This is a genomic window from Paraburkholderia sp. 31.1 (assembly GCF_014397645.1).
GTDB classification, from domain to species: Bacteria; Pseudomonadota; Gammaproteobacteria; order Burkholderiales; family Burkholderiaceae; genus Paraburkholderia; species Paraburkholderia tuberum.
The window spans coordinates 1-5,507 of the sequence record NZ_VZQN01000106.1 but is presented as its reverse complement, the minus strand read 5'-3'; the positions used below and the strand labels follow the sequence as shown (position 1 = coordinate 5,507).

The window sequence follows — 5,507 nt, the reverse complement described above, 5'->3', positions numbered from 1 at the left end:
TCAGCCAGAATCCCCTGTACAGACGAGTGGTTCCGGTCAAAAAGCTGGGCGATCTTCTGGAGAGACTCTCCCTTCCGCCAACGTTCCCACATCAGCGCTTTCTGCTTCTCGCTGTAGTAAATCCGGCATCGCTGTTTCATCTGCAACACTCCCACTGCTTGCGCAGTCTTCAGTGTGTTGCATCCACCGGTTGAATCCGCCAGCGCTGAACGGACACTCACCATGCTTGGCGCGTAGTTCACAAAAGTGGGATCACTTACGAGCCCTCTTCCCGTAGTTGCTGATCGACCTTCTCCACGTTGTCCAGATACGTCGAATTGGCACGCACGAGCCACACTCGCGCGCGCTCCAGCGTTCGACGTGCCGCCGGAAACTCCTCCTTCATCATGTAGATCGACGTGAGCTGCAACGCGGTCTGCCCCAGTATTTCAGGCTCAGTGTCGTACAGATTGAGCGCTTTCTCAATGCGTCGGCTGACCGCCTCGACGGCTGCGTTGCTATACGTTTCCGCTTTGTTATATTGCCGCAATAACACGCCGGCATATGCGGCGAGCGCGTTCAGCTTGACCGTCGTAATGGGGCACTCATCCGCAAATGTTAGCAGCGCGTCGGGATCGGCGCCATGATCGACCCACATCCGTTTGGCGATACAACGCGCGTACCACGCCATGCCGCTATGTCCGGCCACCTCGTAGAGCGTATGCGCTTGCTCGTAATGCGCTTGCGCTGCTTGCGGATCCGTCTTCGCCAGCCGGTTGCCCATTTCGCCGTGCATGGTCGCCTGATCAATTGGATCGCTTGCCTCATTGAGCGCGGCGGTGAGCGTGTTTTTCGCGATGTCCTGAGGCTGCTGCCGCGCCAATTCGATAGCTTGCATCGCTGTCGCGCCGACCCCTGCGTCACCCCGCTTTGCCGCGCCTCGGATCTCTTTGATCAGTTGGCGACACTTTTCAATCCGTTCGAGCATTTCGTCGCGTGCGGAGTGACCAACGACCGTGAGCGCTTCGACCGCGTCCGGCAGCATGCGCTCTGCCTCGGCCAGCCGGTCAGTCTTCAATGCTGCTTCGATCAGACACGCGCGGGCCCTTGCCACTTCCCACATACACATGCCCGGCCCCGCAAGAGCCAGCAAGCGCTTGCCTGTTTGATATGCGTCCTCGGGATGATCGCCCCGTAGTAGGAATTCCATCAGGTTAGCCAGCGTCATGATTTGACCTTCGACGTCGTCACCTGCTTCTCTCAATTCGTGCGCACGTTGCGCGGCGCGCGCGGCTTCGTCCCACTGCTCTTCACACGCGTGAATCTCCGCCAGATTGTTCCAGCAGCGCGATTCGCCGATCTTGTCGTTCGCGCGGGCGTAAATCTCTCGCGCGGCCTTGTTGAGACGCAATGCCTCATCGCGTCGTCCGGCTTCGTAAGCGACCATTGCGCGAGTGGCAATTTGCGGCGCAGTTTCCGCTGCGTCGCCATCCAGGTTGTGCTGCTTCAGCAAATCGCGCCACGAAGTAGGCTCGACCGATGCGCCGCGCAAACGCGTGTCATGCGTGCGCTCGTCACGACGCATCGACTCGATCAACGCGATGAACCTTTCGCGCGCGTTCGGCAGGCTCGATTTATCAGTCAGATCAATCTGTGCGGTCAGAAGTTCAGCCGCTTCTTCGTTGCGTTGCAACTGACAAAGCAGACGCGCCTGATTCACCGTCGACGTCATATAGTTGTCCCAGTCATCGAGACGGTATTGCGCCTGCCGCGCACTCTCGAACAGCGCGATCGCCCGATCCGCTTCGGCATCGTCATGCCCCAGCACGCGAGCGAAATTCGAGCGCAGCATATGAGCGTCGGTGCTATCGTCCTCGCCCCGCTGTTCAAGCTCCGTGATCATGCGCTGATAGGCTTGCGCGGCGTCGGCAATACGCCCTTGATACTCGAGCCCGATACCCAGAAAGTTGGTGCCGGCGATTTCATAGCGCGTATTCTTGCTGCGCGATGCCCGTTCGAGCAGTGCTTGCGCCAGATCGGCAAGCCGCTCGATCGAGCCTCGTTGGTGAAAGAGCCTGCATAACGCATCCAACGCTTGCAGAACGAGCGCGACATTCACCGTGTACTCGGCCTCCGCCAGCACGTAGCGAATGCGCGCTTCGCCGGGCTGGTCGGGGCGCGGCTGATCAACAAACCAAGGTGCAAAGCCTTCGGCGACGCCCGTGATTGCTTTGCATCCCGAGCGAATCGACGCGAGCAGCTAGCTTTGCCGCTTCGTAAGATCGCCGCCATTGAGCGATTCAGGAAAGCTCGCAGTAATGTGCGCGAGCAGGGGCTCTCTGAGCGCGGCTTCGTGTCCGAGCAGCTTCAGCATTTCCCGACCGGTGGCAAGCTTCGTTTCGAGGTCGAGCCATGATTCGTCAATCAGATGCTTGAGTGCTTCGAACGCGCGATCAAGTTCACCGCGACGCGCGGACAATTCTGCGCCCAGAATCGCGTGCTGCCAGGCCAATGACTTGCGCACCATGTACACCATGATCGGCTTGGATTCATCGAGCCGCGCCTGTGCGAGGTCGAGTTCGGACACGCGGATCAACGCATCCGCCTCGGACAACAGCGTTTCCAGCACCGTGAGGCGCGCGCCCACAGGTTGCGCGTAACGACGGGCCGCACGCAGGTGCGCGAGCTTGTCGACGAGCGAATCAGCCAGTTGCGCATGACGAATCTCGATCAGCGCAAGCAGTTCGGCATCGTTGATTTCCGAAGCTCGTTCACGCGCAGCCTCGAGCATCCGCAATGATTGATGCCGATGTTCGCCGTCATTCGATTCACTGTGCCAAGCGTGCGAGAGGTTGATGAAAACGCTAGCAGTATTGCGCAGATATTCAGCGCGCGCTTCTGGCGATAAGTGATTGGCTTTCAGCAACGGCTCGAGCAACGCCTGATGGAAGGCGAGTTCTCTTTCGCCCCACGCGCGGACCCCGGCATAGTCCCGTCGCTGCAGGCACGCGACCGACAGTTGCCGAATCGCGGCGCCGACGCTCACGTGAAAGTAACCGCTGGCGGCCTCTCGATCGAAGGCTTCAACCAGCAATGCTTCGAAGCGCGCCGCGTCGTCCAGATGCATCATTTCGTGCATCAGCCGCAAGCAGAGCGCCGCGCATGCCCAGGGGCCCACGGTCATTCCGCGTGTCCATGCTTCGATCTCGGCACCAAGGGATGACGAGTCGCCTGCGCCTGGATCAGGCTCCGGCACAACGAGGAGCGCCTCATCGACACCGAGCATACGGAAAATGTCCGGAAGGTCCGCTTCGAAAAAATGGCTCGGGTCCGCCGTAATCCGCGCGCCAACGGCGGGCGGCTTACTTTTCTTGCGATAAAGCCAGGTGAAGCCCAACCCACTCGCCAGGCTATGTCGCAATGGCAGATAGTCGAGATCGAAATCCAGATCCGCGCCGGAAAAGCCTATCAGCAGCACATGGCATTCGCTAAATAGTCGCTCCAATTCGCTGCGACGAGCCGCCGAAAGTCCGCTCGCTTTCTGGCTGACCGTATCGACCAGCGTCTGCGTGTCGGTCACCGAACCATGGATCTTGTGAAGCCGCGCGGACGCACGGCTTCTCGCGCTGAACACACCGTAGTCTTCGCTGCGCACCAGCACTTCCAGCGGTTGTCCGGCTTCGCGAAACGCGCGCTCGGTGAGCGAGTCGAAGTTCAGCGTTACGATGTCCCGAATACGTCCGGCACCGGCGAGCCATGCGAGCGCTCGATGGTTTGCGTTCGGCTTCGCACTCTCCAGCACCTTCAATAGCGGAAAATAAGCACGGCCCGCAAACGTTCGCACGACGAGATCGGAAAATGCGACAACCGGGATACCCTTTTCGAGCGATAGCTTATCCAGCAGGTTTCGTTCGTCTTCCGGCAAGAGACTATGAACGTGTTCTTTGATCAACTCGAGCAGCGTCTGATTGAATCCCCACCAGCTTGGCAAGTTCGACGGTTGCAGCATCGAGATCCCCGCTCCGGCGACCACGACGACCTTGCCTGCTTGTAACGCATCGAGCAGTGCCTGAGGCGCGGGATTGGCTTCACTAGCGGCGACAGACGGCGTATTCACGTTAAATCTCCTCGAGTTAATTTCAACACCCCAAAGCAATTCGCTCAATACGCTATACCGGCTTTGCGCTCGTGAACAAGCGATCAAACCAAGTTTTGTAAGTCCTGAAAAGGCTATCCGCGCTGCCGTTGTCGAGCAGTTCGAATGCCGGCGTATCCGACGTATTGATTGACTGGAGATAGTGGACGACGTGCATGTGTCCGTCGAAGCGCCGCACTGACGCGTCCAGCACGGATGCGTCATCGACCGTCGCAATTGAAAGGCGATGCCCCATCGGCAGACTTTCGCGCAACTTCTGGAATTTCTGCACCGCGTGTTTCATGTTCGCCTGCATCGCGCCCAGATTCTGCGGCGACACCGCGTACCGCAGCGCAACGGACGTTTCTGGCAGCAGCAGCACGCGCACTGCAACGCCGTTGGTCGCCTTGAGGGAGAGTGAGTCCATCACGGCGTCCGAATCGACGATGTCGAGCAGTTGATAGCCCGTCAAGTCGATCTCCTTTTGCGACGCATCAATCAAAGCTTTCCAGTTTTTGTTCGGAGACGTCTGGACTTTCGCGTGAATCCGGACAATGCCAGTTCTATAAGAATCCGAAATCAGGTCGTTGATCTGGCTAAGCTTGTGGATTTCGGTCGACAACGGATCTCCGCCCGCCTTGCTCCATAAGAAATCGACAAGAGAAACCGTGAGCACCGCGACGCCGATTGCCAGCAGAATATCCTTTGACTCGTTCGCCAGTTTCTCGCCATGTGTCAACTCGCCGGCTGCCATGTCGCCGATGAATGCATAGTCGACGACGCTTGCGGCAAGCAGAAATGCAACGCCCGCTAGGAGAAATACCCATCGATAGCCGGTTCTCATGGTCGCTTTCCTTTGTGAGTTGTTGGCGCTCGAGCACGACGCTACCGGAAAGTACGCCCAGAAACATCGCGCATTCGGCGGCCCGCCTAGCACCGGTTGCGACGCGTTCCCAAGCCCCCTCCTAGACTACGTTTTGCGAATCTCCGCGCGCACCACGATACATCAGAGTACACCACCGCCCGCCAACCGCCCCGGAGCGTTCTAATGAAAGCGATCCGGTTTAGATCCGTCGCCCCCGACGGTTGTTAGCGGCCACTGGCAGGCTGGAAGCAGACCTTCGAGTGTGTCTATATGACGGCGCATTTCAACGGTTGCTGTTGGCCGGCTGTACGCATTCGGCCGGGTTGACCGTAAGCTGCCATCCAAAAGACCCCGCGTAGGCCAGCGGCAGCTTTGCGGCACTGCAACTCAGCAGGTGCAGTCGGTAGAGTCGAGATGTGGCGCGGTGGCAGTAGGTTCGGTTTGTCTGTTCTCCGCCCCTTTCGTCTGGCGGTGCCCGAGTAACCTCACCCTAACTCCGTTTCCACACCCCGCTCATCGAACCGGACA

4 protein-coding genes and 1 pseudogene are annotated in these 5,507 nt (G+C 58.9%); 1 reads left to right on the top strand and 4 read right to left on the bottom strand.

The annotated features are described in order from the left end of the window. Positions 1-140: pseudogene (locus tag F6X37_RS35130) on the bottom strand (IS30 family transposase); the annotation flags it as partial. A 116-nt stretch (positions 141-256) separates the two neighbouring features. Continuing rightward, positions 257-1,492, bottom strand: a complete 1,236-nt coding sequence (locus F6X37_RS35125; RefSeq protein ID WP_187614591.1) for a tetratricopeptide repeat protein — start codon at positions 1,490-1,492, stop codon at positions 257-259. Positions 1,493-1,540: 48 nt separating this feature from the next. On the opposite strand from F6X37_RS35125, the gene F6X37_RS35120 reads away from it, so the two are divergent. Continuing rightward, complete coding sequence (locus tag F6X37_RS35120; RefSeq protein WP_187614590.1) at positions 1,541-2,062, top strand: hypothetical protein; 522 nt, start codon at positions 1,541-1,543, stop codon at positions 2,060-2,062. Positions 2,063-2,239: 177 nt separating this feature from the next. Here F6X37_RS35120 and F6X37_RS35115 read toward each other — a convergent pair whose 3' ends face one another. Beyond that, a complete protein-coding gene (locus F6X37_RS35115; protein ID WP_187614589.1) occupies positions 2,240-4,144 on the bottom strand; it encodes an SIR2 family protein in 1,905 nt (634 codons plus the stop codon). Between the two features lie 4 nt (positions 4,145-4,148). Beyond that, positions 4,149-4,958: a hypothetical protein gene (locus F6X37_RS35110; protein WP_187614588.1), complete on the bottom strand. Its 810-nt coding sequence runs from the start codon at positions 4,956-4,958 to the stop codon at positions 4,149-4,151. Positions 4,959-5,507: the final 549 nt, after the last annotated feature.

What these genes read in the sequence shown, in the direction of transcription:
- F6X37_RS35120 (WP_187614590.1), top strand. Translation starts at nt 1,541, where the DNA reads ATGCGTGCGCTCGTCACGACGCATCGACTCGATCAACGCGATGAACCT.
- F6X37_RS35110 (WP_187614588.1), bottom strand. Translation starts at nt 4,958, where the DNA reads ATGAGAACCGGCTATCGATGGGTATTTCTCCTAGCGGGCGTTGCATTT.